Annotated in this window: 14 protein-coding genes; 9 read left to right on the top strand and 5 right to left on the bottom strand. The window is 65.3% G+C overall.

Annotated features, from left to right (window positions below; all coding sequences use genetic code 11):
• The first annotated feature begins 238 nt into the window (after window positions 1-238).
• Entirely contained in the window at window positions 239-1,234 is a 996-nt protein-coding gene (locus tag QTL98_RS06500; protein ID WP_445681406.1) for a LacI family DNA-binding transcriptional regulator, read from the top strand.
• 14 nt (window positions 1,235-1,248) lie between these two features.
• Here QTL98_RS06500 and QTL98_RS06505 read toward each other — a convergent pair whose 3' ends face one another.
• Both QTL98_RS06505 and QTL98_RS06510 read right to left on the bottom strand, forming a co-directional pair.
• On the bottom strand, window positions 1,249-2,571 hold the full coding sequence (locus QTL98_RS06505; RefSeq protein ID WP_445681407.1) for an Nramp family divalent metal transporter: 1,323 nt from the start codon (window positions 2,569-2,571) through the stop codon (window positions 1,249-1,251).
• A 162-nt stretch (window positions 2,572-2,733) separates the two neighbouring features.
• Window positions 2,734-3,387 carry a hypothetical protein gene (locus QTL98_RS06510; RefSeq protein WP_445681408.1) on the bottom strand — a complete coding sequence of 218 codons (654 nt, stop codon included), beginning with the start codon at window positions 3,385-3,387 and terminating at the stop codon, window positions 2,734-2,736.
• Window positions 3,388-3,503: 116 nt separating this feature from the next.
• On the opposite strand from QTL98_RS06510, the gene QTL98_RS06515 reads away from it, so the two are divergent.
• Window positions 3,504-4,697 carry an anhydro-N-acetylmuramic acid kinase gene (locus QTL98_RS06515; RefSeq protein ID WP_445681409.1) on the top strand — a complete coding sequence of 398 codons (1,194 nt, stop codon included), beginning with the start codon at window positions 3,504-3,506 and terminating at the stop codon, window positions 4,695-4,697.
• Here the strand turns inward: QTL98_RS06515 and QTL98_RS06520 are convergent.
• The 3 genes from QTL98_RS06520 to QTL98_RS06530 all read right to left on the bottom strand — a co-directional run bounded on the left by QTL98_RS06520 (window position 4,694) and on the right by QTL98_RS06530 (window position 8,541).
• Window positions 4,694-6,340 carry a Na/Pi cotransporter family protein gene (locus tag QTL98_RS06520; protein ID WP_445681410.1) on the bottom strand — a complete coding sequence of 549 codons (1,647 nt, stop codon included), beginning with the start codon at window positions 6,338-6,340 and terminating at the stop codon, window positions 4,694-4,696. The two genes, QTL98_RS06515 and QTL98_RS06520, sit on opposite strands and share 4 nt — an antisense overlap.
• Window positions 6,341-6,538: 198 nt before the next feature.
• Complete coding sequence (gene tyrS / locus QTL98_RS06525; RefSeq protein ID WP_445681411.1) at window positions 6,539-7,792, bottom strand: tyrosine--tRNA ligase; 1,254 nt, start codon at window positions 7,790-7,792, stop codon at window positions 6,539-6,541.
• 92 nt (window positions 7,793-7,884) lie between these two features.
• Window positions 7,885-8,541: an alpha/beta hydrolase gene (locus tag QTL98_RS06530; RefSeq protein WP_445681412.1), complete on the bottom strand. Its 657-nt coding sequence runs from the start codon at window positions 8,539-8,541 to the stop codon at window positions 7,885-7,887.
• Between the two features lie 212 nt (window positions 8,542-8,753).
• Here QTL98_RS06530 and cysE point away from each other — a divergent pair, with 212 nt between their 5' ends.
• The 7 genes from cysE to gltX all read left to right on the top strand — a co-directional run bounded on the left by cysE (window position 8,754) and on the right by gltX (window position 16,309).
• Window positions 8,754-9,509 carry a serine O-acetyltransferase gene (cysE, locus tag QTL98_RS06535; protein WP_445681413.1) on the top strand — a complete coding sequence of 252 codons (756 nt, stop codon included), beginning with the start codon at window positions 8,754-8,756 and terminating at the stop codon, window positions 9,507-9,509.
• A 56-nt stretch (window positions 9,510-9,565) separates the two neighbouring features.
• The gene (locus QTL98_RS06540) at window positions 9,566-10,699 is read left to right on the top strand and encodes a cysteine desulfurase family protein (protein WP_445681414.1); all 1,134 of its coding nucleotides are present in this window, start codon (window positions 9,566-9,568) and stop codon (window positions 10,697-10,699) included.
• Between the two features lie 53 nt (window positions 10,700-10,752).
• Window positions 10,753-11,844: a cysteine desulfurase family protein gene (locus tag QTL98_RS06545; protein ID WP_510637553.1), complete on the top strand. Its 1,092-nt coding sequence runs from the start codon at window positions 10,753-10,755 to the stop codon at window positions 11,842-11,844.
• A gap of 70 nt (window positions 11,845-11,914) precedes the next feature.
• Window positions 11,915-12,241 carry a 2Fe-2S iron-sulfur cluster-binding protein gene (locus QTL98_RS06550; protein ID WP_445681416.1) on the top strand — a complete coding sequence of 109 codons (327 nt, stop codon included), beginning with the start codon at window positions 11,915-11,917 and terminating at the stop codon, window positions 12,239-12,241.
• Window positions 12,242-12,249: 8 nt separating this feature from the next.
• On the top strand, window positions 12,250-13,170 hold the full coding sequence (locus tag QTL98_RS06555) for an AEC family transporter (protein ID WP_445681417.1): 921 nt from the start codon (window positions 12,250-12,252) through the stop codon (window positions 13,168-13,170).
• A gap of 59 nt (window positions 13,171-13,229) precedes the next feature.
• The gene (locus QTL98_RS06560; RefSeq protein ID WP_445681418.1) at window positions 13,230-14,903 is read left to right on the top strand and encodes an NAD+ synthase; all 1,674 of its coding nucleotides are present in this window, start codon (window positions 13,230-13,232) and stop codon (window positions 14,901-14,903) included.
• 59 nt (window positions 14,904-14,962) lie between these two features.
• Complete coding sequence (gene gltX / locus QTL98_RS06565) at window positions 14,963-16,309, top strand: glutamate--tRNA ligase (protein WP_445681419.1); 1,347 nt, start codon at window positions 14,963-14,965, stop codon at window positions 16,307-16,309.
• Window positions 16,310-16,377: the final 68 nt, after the last annotated feature.

The raw sequence follows: 16,377 nt of genomic DNA on the forward strand, positions 1-16,377 counted from the left end.
CTCCGTGGCTTAGGGGTTATATTATAACGTGTCAATCAGATCGGATGTGACCCTGTTCCCTTCTTATGGGCTTTTGGGGGCAGTCTGCTGAAAACATGCAACGTTACAGGCAGGTGCGGCGCTTTTCCGCTGGCTTGACGCTTGCGGGAGGAGCGCCGACACTCCGCGCTTGTCCATTAATGGCCCCGTGGCGACAGCCCGACTGCTGCTCGCCGCTGCCACAGGAACGGAAACAGGGATGGATACAGCGCGCCCCCCGCGCACCAGCGCCACGATCTACGAGGCTGCGCGGCTTGCCGGCGTATCCATCGCCACGGTCAGCCGCGTGCTCAATGGCAAACCCGGCGTCAATGTAAAGACGCGCCAGCGTGTACTCGATGCCTGCGCCGAGATCGGCTTCAGCCCCAACCCGGTGGCGCGCCAGCTTACCAGCGGGCCGGAAAAGACGGTTGGCCTGTTCATGGCGCCGCGGCAGGTGACGGGCGGTTATTATTCCCTGATGTATGCCGATCTGGTGGATGCGCTCGACAAGCGTGGCCTGCTGGCCCGTCAGATGGAAACCCGCTCCGACGGCACCCCGGCCTCCTGGGTCAAGGGCTACATCCTGATGGGCGTGGGCGATGACGATCTGCGTCTGCGCCGGCTGCGCGAGGCGCATGTGCCGCATGTGGTGCTTGGCCCTGGGGAGCCGGACTGCTTTACCGTGAAGCCGGACGATATCGAGGGGCAGGCGCTCGCGGTGCGCCATCTGGCCGGTCTTGGCCGCAAGCGCATCGCCCATCTGAGCGGCCATCCCGATAACCGTGTGCCAAGCGTGCGCCTTGCCGGTTACCGGCGCGGGCTGGAGCAGGCGGGCCTGCCCTTTGATCCGGCGCTGCTGCTGGATGGTGATTTTACCGCGCTTGGCGGGTATCGCGCCCTGCGCCGCGCCTTTGATGCCGGCCTCAAGCTCGACGGTATCGCCGCCGCCTCCGACGATATGGCGGTGGGGGCGCTTGCCGCCATTGAGGATGCCGGGCTCAAGGCGCCGGAGGATGTTGCCGTCGTCGGCTTCGACGGGCTGCCCTTCCACGCCGGCAAGCTCACCTCGGTGCGTCAGGACCTGATCGAGATTGCCGAAGTGGCCGCCACGCTGCTGGACGAGGCGATTGCCGGCGGTCCGCCGCGCGAGGTGACGGTGCCGGTCGAGCTGGTGCTGGGTGAAAGCTCCGTCAGGGCTGCGGCGGCCGGTTAGGCCGCCTTTTTGCGTCAGCCGCTGAAAGTATCGAGCAGCAGTTTCACGTTCAGCACCACGATCACCGCGGCGATCAGCCACGAGATGATCTTGAGCCAGCCGGGCAGTACGAAACTGCCCATGCGCTGACGGTCACAGACGAACATCACCAGCGGCACCACGGCAAAAGGCAGCTGCATGGAAAGGACGACCTGGCTCAGCACCAGCAGCTTTCCCGTGCCTGCATCGCCGTAAAGCGCGGTGATGATGATGACGGGCACGATGGCGAGCCCGCGCGTTACCAGCCGGCGCGCCCAGTCGGGCAGGCGCAGGTTGAGGAAGCCTTCCATCACGATCTGCCCGGCAAGCGTGGCGGTGACGGTGGAGTTGAGGCCGGAGGCGAGCAGCGCGACAGCAAACAGGACGGAGGCGATACCGGCGCCCAGCAGTGGGGAGAGCAACTCGAAGGCTTGCTCGATCTCTCCGACCTCGTTCATCCCGCGCGAATGGAACACGGCTGCTGCCAGAATGAGGATGGCGGCATTGACGCAGAGCGCGAAGGTCAGGGCGACGGTGCTGTCCGTCGTGGCCCAGCGCAGCGCCTGGCGGCGGCCCTGTTCGCTGCGGTCATAGGCCCGGGTCTGCACGATGGAAGAGTGCAGGTAGAGGTTATGCGGCATCACCGTCGCGCCAAGAATGCCGATGGCGAGATAGAGCGCATGCGGGTTGGTGACGATTTCAGGGGACGGGATGAAGCCGCTGAAAACTTCGGCCACCGGCGGCGCCGCCAGCACGATCTGGATGGCAAAGCAGATGAAGATGGTGGCAAGGAGCGCGCAGATGAACGCCTCCAGCGCCCGGAACCCCCGCTTGAGCAGCAGCAACACCAGCAGCACGTCGAGCGCGGTGATCAGCGCGCCGGCGATCAGCGGAATGCCGAACAGCAGCTTGAGGGCGATGGCGGTGCCGATGACCTCCGCAAGGTCGCAGGCGATGATGGCAAGCTCGCAGATCGCCCAGAGTGTCAGATTGACCGGCCGCGAATAGGCGTCGCGGCAGCTCTGCGCCAGATCGCGCCCGGTGGCGATGCCAAGGCGCGCGGCCAATGACTGCAACACCACCGCCATGAGGTTGGAAAGCAGGACGACCGCCAGCAGCATGTAGCCGAACTGGGCGCCGCCGGCGATGTCCGTTGCCCAGTTGCCGGGGTCCATATAGCCCACGGCCACCATGTATCCCGGCCCGGCAAAAGCGAAGAACCGCCACAGCCAGAAGCTTTTGCCGCGCGGGACGGGCACGGTGGCGTGCATGGCTTCGACGCTGGAACGCGACAGAGGTTCGACAAGCTCGTGCGGCATGGGACGGGGCGGCTCGTTGTGAAGCGTAAAATCGGGCTTGGGCATTAATTTGTAGCATAGGCTACATTTGCGCAAGTGCCTTTCCATAGCGCTTATGTGGCGCGCATCACGGCATCACGGATTGTCGGTTTTTGCCCTTGCGTGCCCTGCGGCAGGGCGGCGTCAGGCCGCTATCGCCTCGAACGCGGCGTCGGAAAGGTCGCGCAGGGTGGTCAGCGGGCGGCCTTCTGCATCGATCACCCCGATGCCGGACAGGAGGCGGATGACATAGGCGAAGTGCCCTGCCGCCCCCGGCCGCTGCCAGCCTTCCATCCAGTTCTGCTCCATGAAGGCAAAGAGCGCCGGCTGGCCGATCTCGGCTTCCCACAGGATGCCGAGCAGGGAGGCCATCTGCTCTTCTTCCTCGCGCCGGTCGCCGAACAGGCTCTGGGCGGCATCGGCTTCGCCTGTGCGGCCGGTTTCCGGGCCGGCGCCAAGGCCGAAGTCCGGCAGGGAGCGCCGCTCGGGAGCGCAGACCTGATAGTGGCCGACCTCGTGGATCAGCACGTAGGCTTCGCTGTCAGTGCGCAGGATGGTGCCATCGTAGCTGAAGGCCTTCTCCGGCTTCTCGTCCATGGTGGCGAGGCCGAAGCGCTTTACCAGCTCAACCGCCTCGGCCCGATGGGCCGGCGTGTCATAGGGGCAGTCGAGCGTCGCCGGGGTGGAGGCGGCAATGCGCTGGAAGGCCGCCTCGGCCACCGGATTGCCGGCGAGAAAACCGGCGAAGGTGGTGAGGGCCTGGGGCAAATCTTCCGGCGAGATAGGCGTAAGGATCATGGCGCTCGGCCGCTGGCTGCGGCTATTCTGACAAAACGGGCTGGGTTGCGCCCTGAATTAGCGATTTGAGCGGGCCGCGACAAGCATCGCGATAACGCGCCAGACAGGGACGGGGTATGCGGAAAGCGCAGATATTGACGGCGATGGGGCTCATGTCCGGCACGTCGATGGACGGTATCGATATCGCCGTCATCGATACCGATGGCGAAAACATCCGCCGTTTCGGCCCCTCCCGCACTTATCCCTATCCGGCCGAACTGCGCCGCCAGCTGGGTGAACTGGTGGCCAAGGGCGAGAGCGCGACCGAGGAGGAGGTAAAGGCCGCCGAGTGGGCGCTTACCGATGCCCACGGCAATGCCATCCTGCGCTTCTTTGACGAAGCACGCGTCTGGGGCCCTTCGATCCACGTCATCGGCTTTCATGGCCACACGATCTGGCACCGGCCCGACAAGGGTATGACGCGGCAGATCGGCGACGGGCGGGCGCTGGCGCTCGGCCTTTCCACCGATGTGGTGTTCGATTTCCGCAGCGCTGACATGGTCAATGGCGGGCAGGGCGCACCGCTGGTGCCGCTCTATCACAAGGCGCTGGCGCTTTCCCTGCCCAAGCCTGTTGCCATCCTCAATCTTGGCGGTGTCGGTAACGTCACCTGGCTCGGGGAGCGCGAGCGCGACATCGTTGCCTTCGATACCGGCCCCGGCAACGCGCTGGTGGATGACTGGGTGCGGGCCCGCACCGGCCGCGCCTTCGATCAGGACGGCGCACTCGCGCTGGCCGGTACGGTGCAGGAAGAGGTGCTGGGCCGCCTCATGGATAACAGCTTCTTCCGCCGCCGGGCGCCCAAGTCACTGGACAGAAATGATTTTGCCGGTGCGCTCGATGCAGTGGCCGACCTCTCCGTCGAGGATGGCGCCGCGACACTGGCCGCCTTCACCGTCGAGGCGGTAGCCCGCTCGCTCGATCATTTACCCCAGCCGCCCACCCGCTGGCTGGTGTGCGGCGGAGGGCGCCATAACCGTTTCCTGATGCAGAAACTGGCCCAGCGGCTCGGCGTGCCGGTTGAGCCGGTGGAGGCTGTCGGCTGGCAGGGCGATGCGCTGGAAGCGCAGGCCTTTGCTTTCCTGGCCGTGCGCCATCTGCGCGGCCTGCCGCTCAGCGTGCCGCAGACAACCGGCTGCAAGACCCCGACGCCGGGCGGCCAGATTGCCTTCGGGCGCGAGCTGGCAAGCTGGCGCTATGCCCGCACGCAAGGGGAAGCGGCATTGCCGCCGGCTGATGCCGATACCGCCAGTGGCGCGAGTGCCGATTAACTGGTGAGGCGGCTCGGCTTCAGGTTGCCGTTTTCTTCCAGCAGCGGATAGGCGATGGCGGCGATGTGGGTGTCGATGCGCTTCAGGTCGCGCACGACATCCAGAATGATGCTCGCCGTCTCCATGCTCTCCTGTTCCATCTTCTGCACGCTGCGCAGATGGTCACGCTGGGCACGGCGTTCCATCTCGCCGAAATGCTCCTTGCCGCGCACCAGCCGCCGCGCCATGTCGAGGTCGCCCTGCATGAAAACGGTGACGGCGAGCTTCAAATGCTCGCACAGCTGTGCATGCATCACGTCGAGTTGGCCCAGCCCGTCGGCGGAAAGGGTGAGCCGGTGCTTGATGCGCTTGGCCGCCAGTTCCATCAGGTTCTTGTCGAGAATATCGCCGATATGCTCGAGATTGACCGTCAGGCTGAAGATCTCGGCAAGCCGGCGCGTATCTTCCTCGCCCATATTCTCGGTGTTGATGGCGGCAAGGTAGCCGTGGATCTCGCCGTTCAGCCGGTCGAGCACATCGTCCATGCGGCAGATGGTGGAGACAAGGCGCTTGTCGTCGCTGTGGAAGACGGAGTGCGAGCCCCGCAGCATCTCTTCCACCACATCCACCATGCGCAGCGCCTCCCGGCTGGCATTGGCCAGCGCGACAGCCGGCGTCGCCAGTGCGCTGCGGTCCAGATAGACCGGTGTGCCCGGATCGCCGGAGGCGTTCTGCTCCGGCAGGGTACGGGTCAGCCAAGCGGCCAGCGGCTTGAGTAGCGGCAAGAAGAGTAGCGCCATCACCAGATTGAAGCCGGTGTGGAAATTGACGATCGACCGGGCGGCATCGCCGCTGATGTCCAGCAGGCCCGGCTGGATGAAATGCAGCAGCGGCAGCGCAAGGCAGCAGCCGACCGCGCGGTTGATGAGATTGCCAAGCGGCAGGCGCCGCGCCGCCGGGGCACTGCGGGCCACCGCCATCAGCGGGTTGATCGCACTGCCGAGATTGGCGCCCAGCACCATGGCAAGGCCGGATTCCAGGGGAATGGCGCCATGGGCTGCCAGCGACAGGATCAGCAGCATTGCCGCGACACTGGAATGGGCCGCCCAGGTGATGAGCGCCATCAGCACAAGATTGAGCACCGGATCGCGCGTCAGCGCACGCAGCAGTTCAAGCGCGGTGGCGGAGGCGCCGACCGGCTCGATCGTCTCGGTCAGCAGATGCAGCGACAGCAGCATGAGGCCAAGGCCGATGGCCACGCGGCCCATGTCATGCGCCGCACCCGAGCTCCAGCGCCGGAAGATGACCAGCCCGCCGAAGATCAGCAGCGGGAAGACCAGCGTGATGTCGAAGCTGAGCGCCTGGGTGATGAGGGTGGTGCCGATATTGGCACCCAGCATCATGGCCAGCGCCGCCACCAGCCCTACTGCGCCATCCGCGGTGAAGGAGGTCGCCATCATTGCCGTTGCGGTGGAGCTTTGCAGCAGCGTGGTTACGCCAAGGCCGGCCAGAACGGCGTGCCCCCGCGTCTTGAGCCCGCGCGACAAGGCGTGGCGCAGGTTGCTGCCATAGGCGCGCAACACACCGCTGCGCACCATGTGAATGCCCCAGAGCAACAGGGCGACTTCGCCCAGCAGGTTGATGACGATATGGGTCGTGGACATGGGGTGCGGGCTGCTCCTCAAAATGCTGCCCGGCTACCTTGCGGCAATCCGGCGTAACTTCTTTGTAATAAAGCTGTCATAAATCAGTAATGTCAACAAGCGCACATTGTGCGTCTTTTTGTAAAGAAAACGCCCCGTGACCAAAAGGTCACGGGGCGTTGTTGCAATGCGACATAGGGGGTGAAGAAAAGCGACGCCTCAGGCGGGCTTCACCAGCGCATGGTTCTTCTTGCCGGCGGAAAGCTTGATGGTGCCATCCGCGCCAAGATCGCCAGTGCCCGCGGTCGCAGCAATGTCGGCAATCGCCACATCGTTAAGGCGGGCGCCGCCCTGCTGGATGAGGCGGCGGGCCTCGCCCTTGGACTTGGCGAGGCCGGCCAGCGCAAAGAGGTCAACCAGCGGTACGCCGGCTTCAAGTTCCGCCCTCGCCACCTCGAAGGTGGGCAGGCCGGCGGAGGCCGCGCCGAGTTCAAAGGTCTGGCGGGCGGTTTCGGCAGCTTCGGTGGCGGCGGCTTCACCGCGGCACAGCTTCGTCACCTCGTTCGCCAAGATCTTCTTCGCCTCGTTGATCTCGGCGCCGCCAAGCGCCTCAAGCCGGGCGATCTCATCCAGCGGCATTTCAGTGAAAAGCTTGAGGAAGCGGCCGACATCGGCGTCCTCGGTATTGCGCCAGTACTGCCAGAAATCGAAATCGCTGAGCCGGTCGCGGCTAAGCCATACGGCGCCGCCCGCCGTCTTGCCCATCTTCTGGCCCGAGGCGGTGGTCAGCAGCGGCGAGGTCAGGCCATAGACCTGCTCGCTGCGCACGCGGCGCGTCAGCTCAATGCCGTTGACGATGTTGCCATACTGGTCGGAGCCTCCCATCTGCAGGTTGCATCCATAGCGCTTGTTCAGCTCCATGAAGTCATAGGCCTGCAGGATCATGTAGTTGAATTCCAGGAAGGTCAGCGGCTGCTCGCGGTCGAGGCGCAGCTTCACGGAATCGAAGGACAGCATGCGGTTGATGGTGAAGTGCCGGCCGATATCGCGCAGGAACGGGATATAGGCGAGCTCGTCCAGCCAGTCGGCATTGTTGGCCATGACGGCGTCGGACTTGCCGGCACCGAAAGTCAGGAAGTTGTCGAAAGTCTTGCGGATGCTCGCAAGGTTCTCGTTGATCTTCTCCACCGTCAGCAGCAGACGGCTCTCGTCCTTGCCGGACGGATCGCCAATCTTGGTGGTGCCGCCGCCCATCAGGGCAATGGGCTTGTTGCCGGTCTTCTGCAGCCAGCGCAGTAGCATGATCTGCGTCAGATGGCCGACATGCAGCGAATCCGCCGTGGCGTCATATCCGATATAGCCAACGGCCTCGCCCTTGGCGGCCTTGGCGTCGAGCCCTTCCAGATCCGTGCAGTCCTTGATGAAGCCGCGTGCGGAAAGCTCGCGCAGGAAATCGGATTTCAGCTGCGTCATCGCTGGTGTCTTTCTCTTCTTGTGCTCTTCTTAAAGGAAAGCCGGCCCGCCAGATGTCTCGCGGGCCGGCTGCCTAATTCCCGAAACTTTTATCAGCCGCGGGCGGCAGCGTCCGCCAGTGCCTTGGTCATATAGCGGTCCACCGATTCCTGCATCTGGTCGATGTGGTCGGCGAAGAAGTGGCTGGCGCCCGGCACCACGTCATAGGTGATGACGATGTCACGCTGGGCCTGCAGCTTGTTGACCAGCTTCTGCACGGAAGGCTCCGGCACCTGCTCGTCCTGGTCACCCTGCACTACAAGGCCCGAGGACGGGCAGGGGGCAAGGAAGGTGAAGTCATAGGAATTGGCGGGCGGGGCGATGGAGACGAAACCCGTGACTTCCGGGCGGCGCATCAAGAGCTGCATGCCGATCCACGCGCCGAAGGAGAAGCCGGCCACCCAGCAATAGCGGGCGTTCGGGTTATAGGTCTGCATCCAGTCGAGCGCGGAAGCGGCATCGGAAAGCTCGCCTTCGCCCCGGTCGAACACGCCCTGGCTGCGGCCAACGCCGCGGAAGTTGAAGCGCAGGACCGAGAAGCCCTGGCGCACGAAGCTGTTGAAGAGCGAGAACACCACCTTGTTGTTCATCGTCCCGCCCTGCTGGGGGTTCGGATGCAGGATCAGCGCAATCGGGGCGCTCGGATCCTTGGAGTGGTGATAGCGGCCTTCGAGACGCCCCTCGGGGCCGTTGAAAATAACCTCAGGCATTTGGCGTCCGGCTTTCGAAGCTAGTGTTGTCCCGGAAGACCCGCGCCCGGCCTCGGCAAAGCGGCCCGGCGTGAAGGCCGGTAAGGGTGCAGTACTTGACGCAGCCCCCATCAGCGCGCATCTACGAGCGAACGGACTTTTCCGAGGATCCGGGCCTGAAGGGGTCCGGAAGAATATCCTTGTCCGGTGCGTTATTGCAGAGTGACACGCCCATGTTCAAGCAGCTTCGTGAGGATATCGCCGGGATCATGGCCCGCGACCCGGCCGCACGGTCGGGGCTGGAAGTCATGCTGCTCTATCCCGGTTTCCATGCCGTAGCCTTGCATCGGCTGGCACATTGGCTGTGGAAATATGAGTTCAAGCTGATGGGCCGTACCGTCTCGCAGTTCTCGCGCTGGCTGACGGGCATCGAGATTCATCCGGGCGCCGTCATCGGCCGCCGCTTCGTTATCGACCATGGCATGGGCGTCGTTATCGGCGAGACCGCCGAGGTCGGCGACGATGTCATGCTCTATCAGGGTGTGACGCTGGGCGGCACCTCGCTGGAGGCGGTCAAGCGCCATCCGACGGTGGAAGACGGCGTGATCGTTGGCGCCGGTGCCAAGGTGCTGGGCGCCATCACCATCGGCAAGGGTGCGCGCATCGGCGGCAATGCCGTCGTCGTCAAGGACGTGCCGGCGGGGGCTACCATGGTCGGCATTCCCGCCCATGCCGTGGACCGCGACCGCCGCAAGGCCGCCGCGACTACCGCCGAATTTGTGCCCTATGGCACTCCGTGCGACGATACGCTCGATCCGGTGGACCGTGCCCTGTGCGGTCTCGGCGCCGAGATTGAGGCGCTGCGTCGCCGTGTGGCGGAGCTGGAAGGCCAGGCCGGGGCCCGCGAGGTCATCGACGTCGAGCTGCCGTGCCGGGCTGAGGAAATGCCGCGCAAGGTTGCCCACGAGCCGGCCAAGCGCGCCAGCTGAGGCGGGTGACCCGCTCGTTTCGCCTGCCTTCCTTAAAAGCCAAGAGGTCGGACCCGTTGAGCCGCCGCCTGACCTATCTCGACCACAACGCCACCAGCCCGCTGCGCCCCGAGGCGCGAGAGGCGATGCTGGCGGCAATGGATATCGTCGGCAATCCGTCCTCCGTGCATGGCGCCGGTCGGGCTGCCCGCCAGAAGGTGGAGACGGCGCGCGCCGCCGTGGCCGATCTGGTTGGCGCCGCGCCGGATGAGGTGATCTTCACCGGCGGCGCGACCGAGGCCAACAACATCGCCCTGCGCGGGCTTGGCGTGGAGCGGGTGCTGGTTTCAGCCATCGAGCATGACAGCGTGCTGGCCGCCGTGCCGGAGGCCACGCGCATTCCCGTTGACGGGGCAGGTGTTGTCGATCTCGCGGCGCTGGCGGCCTTACTGGCGGCCGGGCCAGCCAACACGCTCGTCTCCGTCATGCTGGCCAATAACGAGACCGGCGTGATCCAGCCGATGGGCGAGATCGCGAAGCTCTGCGTGCGCCATGGCGCACTGCTTCACTGCGATGCCGTACAGGCCGCCGGCAAGCTGCCGCTGCGCAAGGCGGTGCTGGGGGCCGATCTGCTCAGCCTTTCCGCCCACAAGTTCGGTGGGCCGCAAGGGGTGGGTGCGCTCGTCGTGCCGGCAGCCTTGCCGGTAACCCCGCTTGCCTTCGGCGGCGGGCAGGAACGGCGCCGCCGCCCGGGCACGGAAAATGTGCCGGCCATCGTCGGTTTCGGCGCGGCGGCCCGCCTGGCGGCGGAGGGGCTTGAGGATTATGCCCTCCGGCTCGCGGCGTTGCGTGATGAGGCGGAAGTCCGCCTGAGGGAACTGGCGCCGGACGCCGTGGTATTCGCGGCCGGGGCCGCACGTGCACCGGGCACGCTCTCCATCGCCATGCCGGGTGTGGACAGCCAGACCCAGTTGATGGCGCTCGATCTGGCTGGCGTTTGCGTCTCCGCCGGTTCGGCCTGTTCGTCCGGCAAGGTCACGGCCAGCCATGTGCTGATGGCGATGGGCATGCCGGTCGAAGTCGCTGGTTCCGCCATCCGTATCTCCTTCGGCTGGAACAGCACAAACGAGGATGTCGAGGCGCTGGTGGCGGCCTGGGGGGCGCTTTATCGCCGTCGCAGCCCGGCGGCGCAGCTGGGGGCCGCTTCTTGATCTATCTCGACAATCAGGCGACTACCCCCACCGATCCGCGCGTGGTCGAGGCCATGCTGCCTTTTTTCACCACCCGTTTTGCCAACCCGCATTCCCCCCATGCCATGGGCCGGGATGTCGAGGAGGCAGTGGAGGCAGCGCGCGGCCAGATCGCGGCGCTCATTGGCGCGGAGCCGCGGGAGATCGTCTTTACCTCCGGTGCCACGGAATCCAACAACCTCGCCATCGCCGGTGCGGCCCGCTTTCGCCGTGACATTGCGGGGCAGGACCGCACCCGCATCGTAACCCTCGCCACCGAGCATAAATGCGTGCTGGAGAGCGTCGCGGCGCTCGCCCGCGAAGGGTTCGAGCCGGTGGTGCTGCCGGTGAAGGCGGACGGGCTGGTCGATCTGGAACGGCTCGCGGCAGTGGTGGATGATCGCACCGCCCTTGTCAGCATCATGGCTGCCAATAACGAGATCGGCGTGCTGCAGCCGCTGGCCGAAATCGCGGCGATAGCCCATGCGGCGGGTGCGCTCTTCCATACCGATGCGGCGCAGGCGGCCGGCAAGATTCCGCTCGATGTGCGGGCGCAGGGCATCGATCTCATGAGCCTTTCCGCTCACAAGCTTTATGGGCCGATGGGGGTGGGCGCGCTTTTCGTGCGCTATCGCCCGCGGGTGCGGCTGGTGGCGCAGATGCAGGGCGGCGGGCAGGAGCGGGGCCTGCGCTCAGGTACTTTACCGGCGCCGTTGTTGGTCGGGTTCGGCCTCGCCACGGAGCTGGCGGCCAAGGAAATGGCGGCGGAAAGCGCGCGTCTTCTGGAACTGCGCCAGCGCCTCCTCGATGCTCTCAGGGCGCAGCTTCAGGAAGTGCGGGTCAACGCGGCGCTGGAGCCGCGGCTGCCCGGAAACCTCAATCTCTGCCTGCCGGGCATCGATGCCGAGGCGCTGATGGCCGCCCTGCCGGAGCTTTGCCTTTCGACCGGTTCGGCCTGTAGCTCTGCAGCGGTGGAGCCTTCCTACGTGCTTCAGGCGCTGGGGCTGGCGGAGGTGGAGGCACGGGCGAGTTTCCGGGTCGGCCTCGGCCGCTTTACCACCGCGGCGGAAATAGATGCGGCGGCGGCGATGATCGCTGCGGCGGCACGGGGCTTGCGCTCACCGTAAGGCCCGCGCTAGCAATGCGCCTTCTCCCTTGAGCCTTCTGGCTCACCCTTGCCGGCCAAAGGCCTTTTCCATGCTGCGCCTCACCATCCTCAAGCCAGACGGCCAGCCCGTGATCTGCTCGGTGGAGCAGGGCACCACAGTGCTGGAAGCGGCCCATGAAAATGGCCTTGAGCGTTATCTGGAAGGCACCTGCGGCCAGTGCATGGCGTGCGCGACCTGCCATGTGCATGTGGCCGAGGACTGGTATGACCGCCTGCCCGAGCCGAGCGAGGAGGAAGAAGAGATGCTCGATCTCGCTTTCTTCGTCGGGGCAACCTCGCGCCTCGGCTGTCAGATCGTAATGTCGCCCGCACTCGATGGCCTTGTGGTCCAGGTGCCGCCGGGCAAGGGGGATTGAGGGCGTAAATGGACGACAACAGCTTTCTGGTAACGCTGCCGGTTTTCGGGCTGCTGGTGCTGGGTGTCCTGCTGCGCCGGACGAATTTTCTTAACGAGAATTTCTGGCAGCAGACCGAAAAGCTCAATTACCACGTGCTTTTCCCGGTCATGCTGGTGCTCTCCATGGCCAGGGCCGACCTCAGCGGCGTGCGCTTCGGCGGCATGGCGATCTCGATTTATGGCGCGCTTGCCATCATGACCGGCATCGTCATTTTCCTGCAGCGGGTAATGCGCTTCAGCGGGCCGGAACTGGCCTCGATGATTCAGGGCGTCATCCGGCAGAACGCCTTCATCGGCCTTGCCGTGCTGGCGCAGACGCAAGGGGCCGAAGGCGTGGCTGCCGGCGGCGTTGCCATGGGCCTCATCACCCCCTTCGCCAATATCGTCAGCGTCGCGGCGCTGGTGCGCTGGGGCGGGGCCACCAGCGGCTCCCTGTGGCGCACGCTCTGGCTGCTGATTTCCAATCCCTTCATCATCGCCATCGTCATCGGTTTCGGCCTCAACCTGGCCGGCATCCATCTTCCAGGACCGCTGGCGTCCGGCATGGGCTTTCTTGCCGATGCCGCGCTGCCCATCGGTCTTCTGTGCGCTGGCGCCGCCGTTACCTTCGATGTCGATGCCAAGGAAGCGAGCCTTGCTTTTCTCACCACCGGCCTGCGGCTGCTGGGTGTGCCCGCCATTACCTACATCCTGTGCGTGATCACCGGCGTGGACGGCGTCTCGCGCATGGCCGCCGTGATTTTCAATTCCTTGCCCACCGCCGTTGCCGGCTACATCCTGACCCGAAAACTGGGCGGCGATGCACGGCTCATCGCCACCATCATTGCCGTGCAGCTGCCGGCTGCGATGCTGACCTTGCCGCTGGTGGTGTGGTTTCTCTCCATCTAGGGCCGGCGCCCCGACCTTTGCCGTGCCCGACCAGAGCTTTGCCTGAGGCTCCCTGACCGATGACCGATACGCTTGCCATCGCCCTCGCCCAGATCAACCCGACCATGGGTGCCCTTGCCGGAAATGCCGCGCTCATCCTTGCCAGCCGCGCCGAAGCGGCAAAGGGCGGGGCGGATGTGGTGCTCTTTCCGGAACTGAGCGTCACCGGGTACCCGCCGGAGGATCTGGTGCTGAAGCCTTTCTTCATCGACCGGGTTATGGATCAGGTCCGCGAGCTGGCGGCCGCGACGGCTGATGGCGGTCCTGCCATCATCGTCGGCGCACCGTGGCGGGTTGAAGAGGGCAGCAACAAGGGCAAGATAGAGAATTCCGCCCTCGTGCTCGATGGTGGCGAGATCGTTGCCCGCGTCGGCAAGGTGCATCTGCCCAACTATCACGTTTTTGACGAGATGCGCGTCTTCGCGCCTGCCGCTCTCAGCGGCCCGGTGATGGTACGCGGCGTGCGCCTCGGCCTGATGGTCTGCGAGGACATGTGGTTCGAGGATGTAGCCGAATGCCTGGAAGAGAGCGGCGCCGAAATCCTCGTGGTGCCCAACGGCAGCCCGTGGGAGCGCGGCAAGGACAACCAGCGCCTTGCCCATGCCGCGGCCCGCGTCAGCGAAACCGGCCTGCCGATCATCTATCTGAATCAGCTTGGCGGGCAGGATGAGCTGGTGTTCGACGGTTCTTCCTTCGTGCTGAACCCCGATCACAAGCCGGCCGTCTGGCTGCCGGCCTGGCAGCCGCGCATCGAGGTGACGCGCTGGAGCCGGCAGGAGCGGGGCTGGCACTGCGAGGCCAAGCCGGCCGAGCGTGCGCCGGAAGATACCGGCGACCTTTATCAGGCCATGGTGCTGGCCTTGCGTGACTATGTGGAGAAGAACCGCTTCCCCGGCGTGCTCATCGGCATGTCGGGCGGCATCGACAGCGCGCTCTCGGCCGCCATCGCGGTCGATGCGCTGGGGCCGGAGAAGGTCATCACCGTGATGATGCCGTCGCCCTATACCAGCCAGGACAGCCTGGACGATGCTGCCGAGTGCTCGGGTTATCTGGGCGCGACGCTGCATTCCGTCGCCATCGAGCCGGCGATGCAGGCCTTTGGCGCCATGCTGGCACCGGTATTGGGCGAGGCCAATGACATCACGGCGCAGAATGTCCAGTCGCGCGCCCGTGGCCTGACGCTGATGGCGCTTTCCAACCAGTTCGGCCACATGGTGCTGACCACCGGCAACAAGTCCGAGATGGCTGTAGGCTATGCCACGCTCTATGGCGACATGTGCGGCGGCTTCAACGCGCTGAAGGACCTCTACAAGATGCAGGTCTATGCCTGTTCGCACTGGCGCAACCAGAACCATCTGCCGGGCTTCAAGGGCCCTGCCGGCCGTGTGATCCCCGAGCGCATCATCACCAAGGCGCCTTCGGCCGAACTGAAGCCCGGCCAGAAGGACCAGGACAGCCTGCCGCCTTATGAGGTGCTGGACGATATCCTGGAATGCCTGGTCGAGAATGAGATGGCCGTCAGCGAGATCATTGCCCGTGGCCACGACAAGGAAACGGTCAACAAGGTCTGGCGCCTGCTCGACCGCGCCGAATACAAGCGCCGCCAGTCCCCGCCCGGGGTCAAGCTCACCGCTCGCGCCTTCGGCAAGGAGCGGCGCTACCCGATCACCAACGGCTTCACCAGCCTGCTCTGAGGGCGGGACAAGGCGTGACGCCTTGCTTCCTGCCCGGACGATGGCCTATCTGATCGCCCATGACTGACCAGCCTTCGCCTCTCGTCCGTTTCGCCCCGTCGCCGACCGGCCTTCTGCATGTCGGCAATGTGCGCGCCGCGCTCATCAACTGGCTGTTCGCCCGCCGGTCTGGCGGGCGCTTCATGCTGCGCATCGACGATACCGACACGGTGCGCTCGAAGCCGGAATATGAGCAGGCGATCCGGCGCGATCTTCGCTGGCTCGGGCTCGATTGGGATCTGGAAGCCCGCCAGTCTGACCGTATGGCGTTTTATGAAGCCGCGCGGGACAAGCTGATCGCGGCCGGCCGGCTCTATCCCTGCTATGAAACGCCCGAAGAGCTGGAGCTGAAGCGCAAGGCGCGGCTTTCCGCCGGCATGCCCCCGATCTATGATCGTGCAGCGCTGAAGCTGACGCAGGCGGATCGCGCGAAGCTGGAGGCTGAAGGTCGCACCCCGCACTGGCGCTTCCTGCTGACCCATGAGGATGTGGCCTTTACCGACCATATCCGGGGCGAGACGCGGCTTCATGGCGGTGACTATTCCGACCCGGTGCTGATCCGCGCTGACGGGCTTTTCCTCTACACGCTCTGCTCGGTGGTGGACGATATCGACTTCGCCGTCACTCATGTGATCCGGGGCGAGGATCATGTCGCGAACACAGCGGTGCAGATCCAGCTCTTCCACGCCCTTGGCGCCGTGGAGCCGGGTTTTGCGCATTATCCGCTGCTCTCCGATCTTTCCGGTGACAAGCTTTCCAAGCGCAGCGGCAGCCTGTCTGTGGAAGAACTGCGGGACGAGCTGGGCGTGGAGCCGATGGCGATTGCCTCGCTGCTCGCCAAGATCGGCACGTCGGATGCCATCGAGCCGCGCCTGACGCTGGCCGAGCTCGCAGCCGAACTGGATTTCTCCCATTTCTCCCGCGGTGCGCCGAAGTTCGACCCCGCGGAGCTGGAGCGGCTCAATGCCCGCATCCTGCACGAAACCCCGTACGAAGCCGTACGGGAGCGGCTCAAGCCTTATGGCGAGGCGAACGAAGCCTTCTGGCTTGCCGTGCGACCGAACCTTGTCCGCTTTGCCGACGTTGCTGCCTGGGCCGCCGTGGCGCACGGGCCGGTAACCCCGCTGATCGACGAGCCGGACTTCATAACCGAGGCCGCCGGGCTGTTGCCGCCAGAGCCCTGGGACGCCACCAGCTGGAAAAGCTGGACGGGGGCAGTTTCCGCCGCCACCGGCCGCAAGGGCAAGCAGCTCTTCCTGCCGCTGCGCCGGGCACTGACGGGCCTCGACCACGGGCCGGAGCTTGCGGTGCTGCTGCCGCTCATCGGCAGGGAACGGGTGCTGGAGCGCCTCGGCTGTAGCGCCTGAAGGGTTTTCCGGGCTAGTCTCGCCCTCCCGGATTTTTCCGATAAAACAAGAAACAATCTCCGACCCGT

The sequence above is a fragment of the Radicibacter daui genome (assembly GCA_030657355.1).
Taxonomy (GTDB): domain Bacteria; phylum Pseudomonadota; class Alphaproteobacteria; order Radicibacterales; family Radicibacteraceae; genus Radicibacter; species Radicibacter daui.

Coding starts and splice junctions, on each gene's coding strand:
- QTL98_RS06500 (WP_445681406.1), top strand. CDS start 239: ATGGATACAGCGCGCCCCCCGCGCACCAGCGCCACGATCTACGAGGCT.
- QTL98_RS06505 (WP_445681407.1), bottom strand. CDS start 2,571: ATGCCGCACGAGCTTGTCGAACCTCTGTCGCGTTCCAGCGTCGAAGCC.
- QTL98_RS06510 (WP_445681408.1), bottom strand. CDS start 3,387: ATGATCCTTACGCCTATCTCGCCGGAAGATTTGCCCCAGGCCCTCACC.
- QTL98_RS06515 (WP_445681409.1), top strand. CDS start 3,504: ATGCGGAAAGCGCAGATATTGACGGCGATGGGGCTCATGTCCGGCACG.
- QTL98_RS06520 (WP_445681410.1), bottom strand. CDS start 6,340: ATGTCCACGACCCATATCGTCATCAACCTGCTGGGCGAAGTCGCCCTG.
- tyrS (WP_445681411.1), bottom strand. CDS start 7,792: ATGACGCAGCTGAAATCCGATTTCCTGCGCGAGCTTTCCGCACGCGGC.
- QTL98_RS06530 (WP_445681412.1), bottom strand. CDS start 8,541: ATGCCTGAGGTTATTTTCAACGGCCCCGAGGGGCGTCTCGAAGGCCGC.
- cysE (WP_445681413.1), top strand. CDS start 8,754: ATGTTCAAGCAGCTTCGTGAGGATATCGCCGGGATCATGGCCCGCGAC.
- QTL98_RS06545 (WP_510637553.1), top strand. CDS start 10,753: ATGCTGCCTTTTTTCACCACCCGTTTTGCCAACCCGCATTCCCCCCAT.
- QTL98_RS06550 (WP_445681416.1), top strand. CDS start 11,915: ATGCTGCGCCTCACCATCCTCAAGCCAGACGGCCAGCCCGTGATCTGC.
- QTL98_RS06555 (WP_445681417.1), top strand. CDS start 12,250: ATGGACGACAACAGCTTTCTGGTAACGCTGCCGGTTTTCGGGCTGCTG.
- QTL98_RS06560 (WP_445681418.1), top strand. CDS start 13,230: ATGACCGATACGCTTGCCATCGCCCTCGCCCAGATCAACCCGACCATG.
- gltX (WP_445681419.1), top strand. CDS start 14,963: ATGACTGACCAGCCTTCGCCTCTCGTCCGTTTCGCCCCGTCGCCGACC.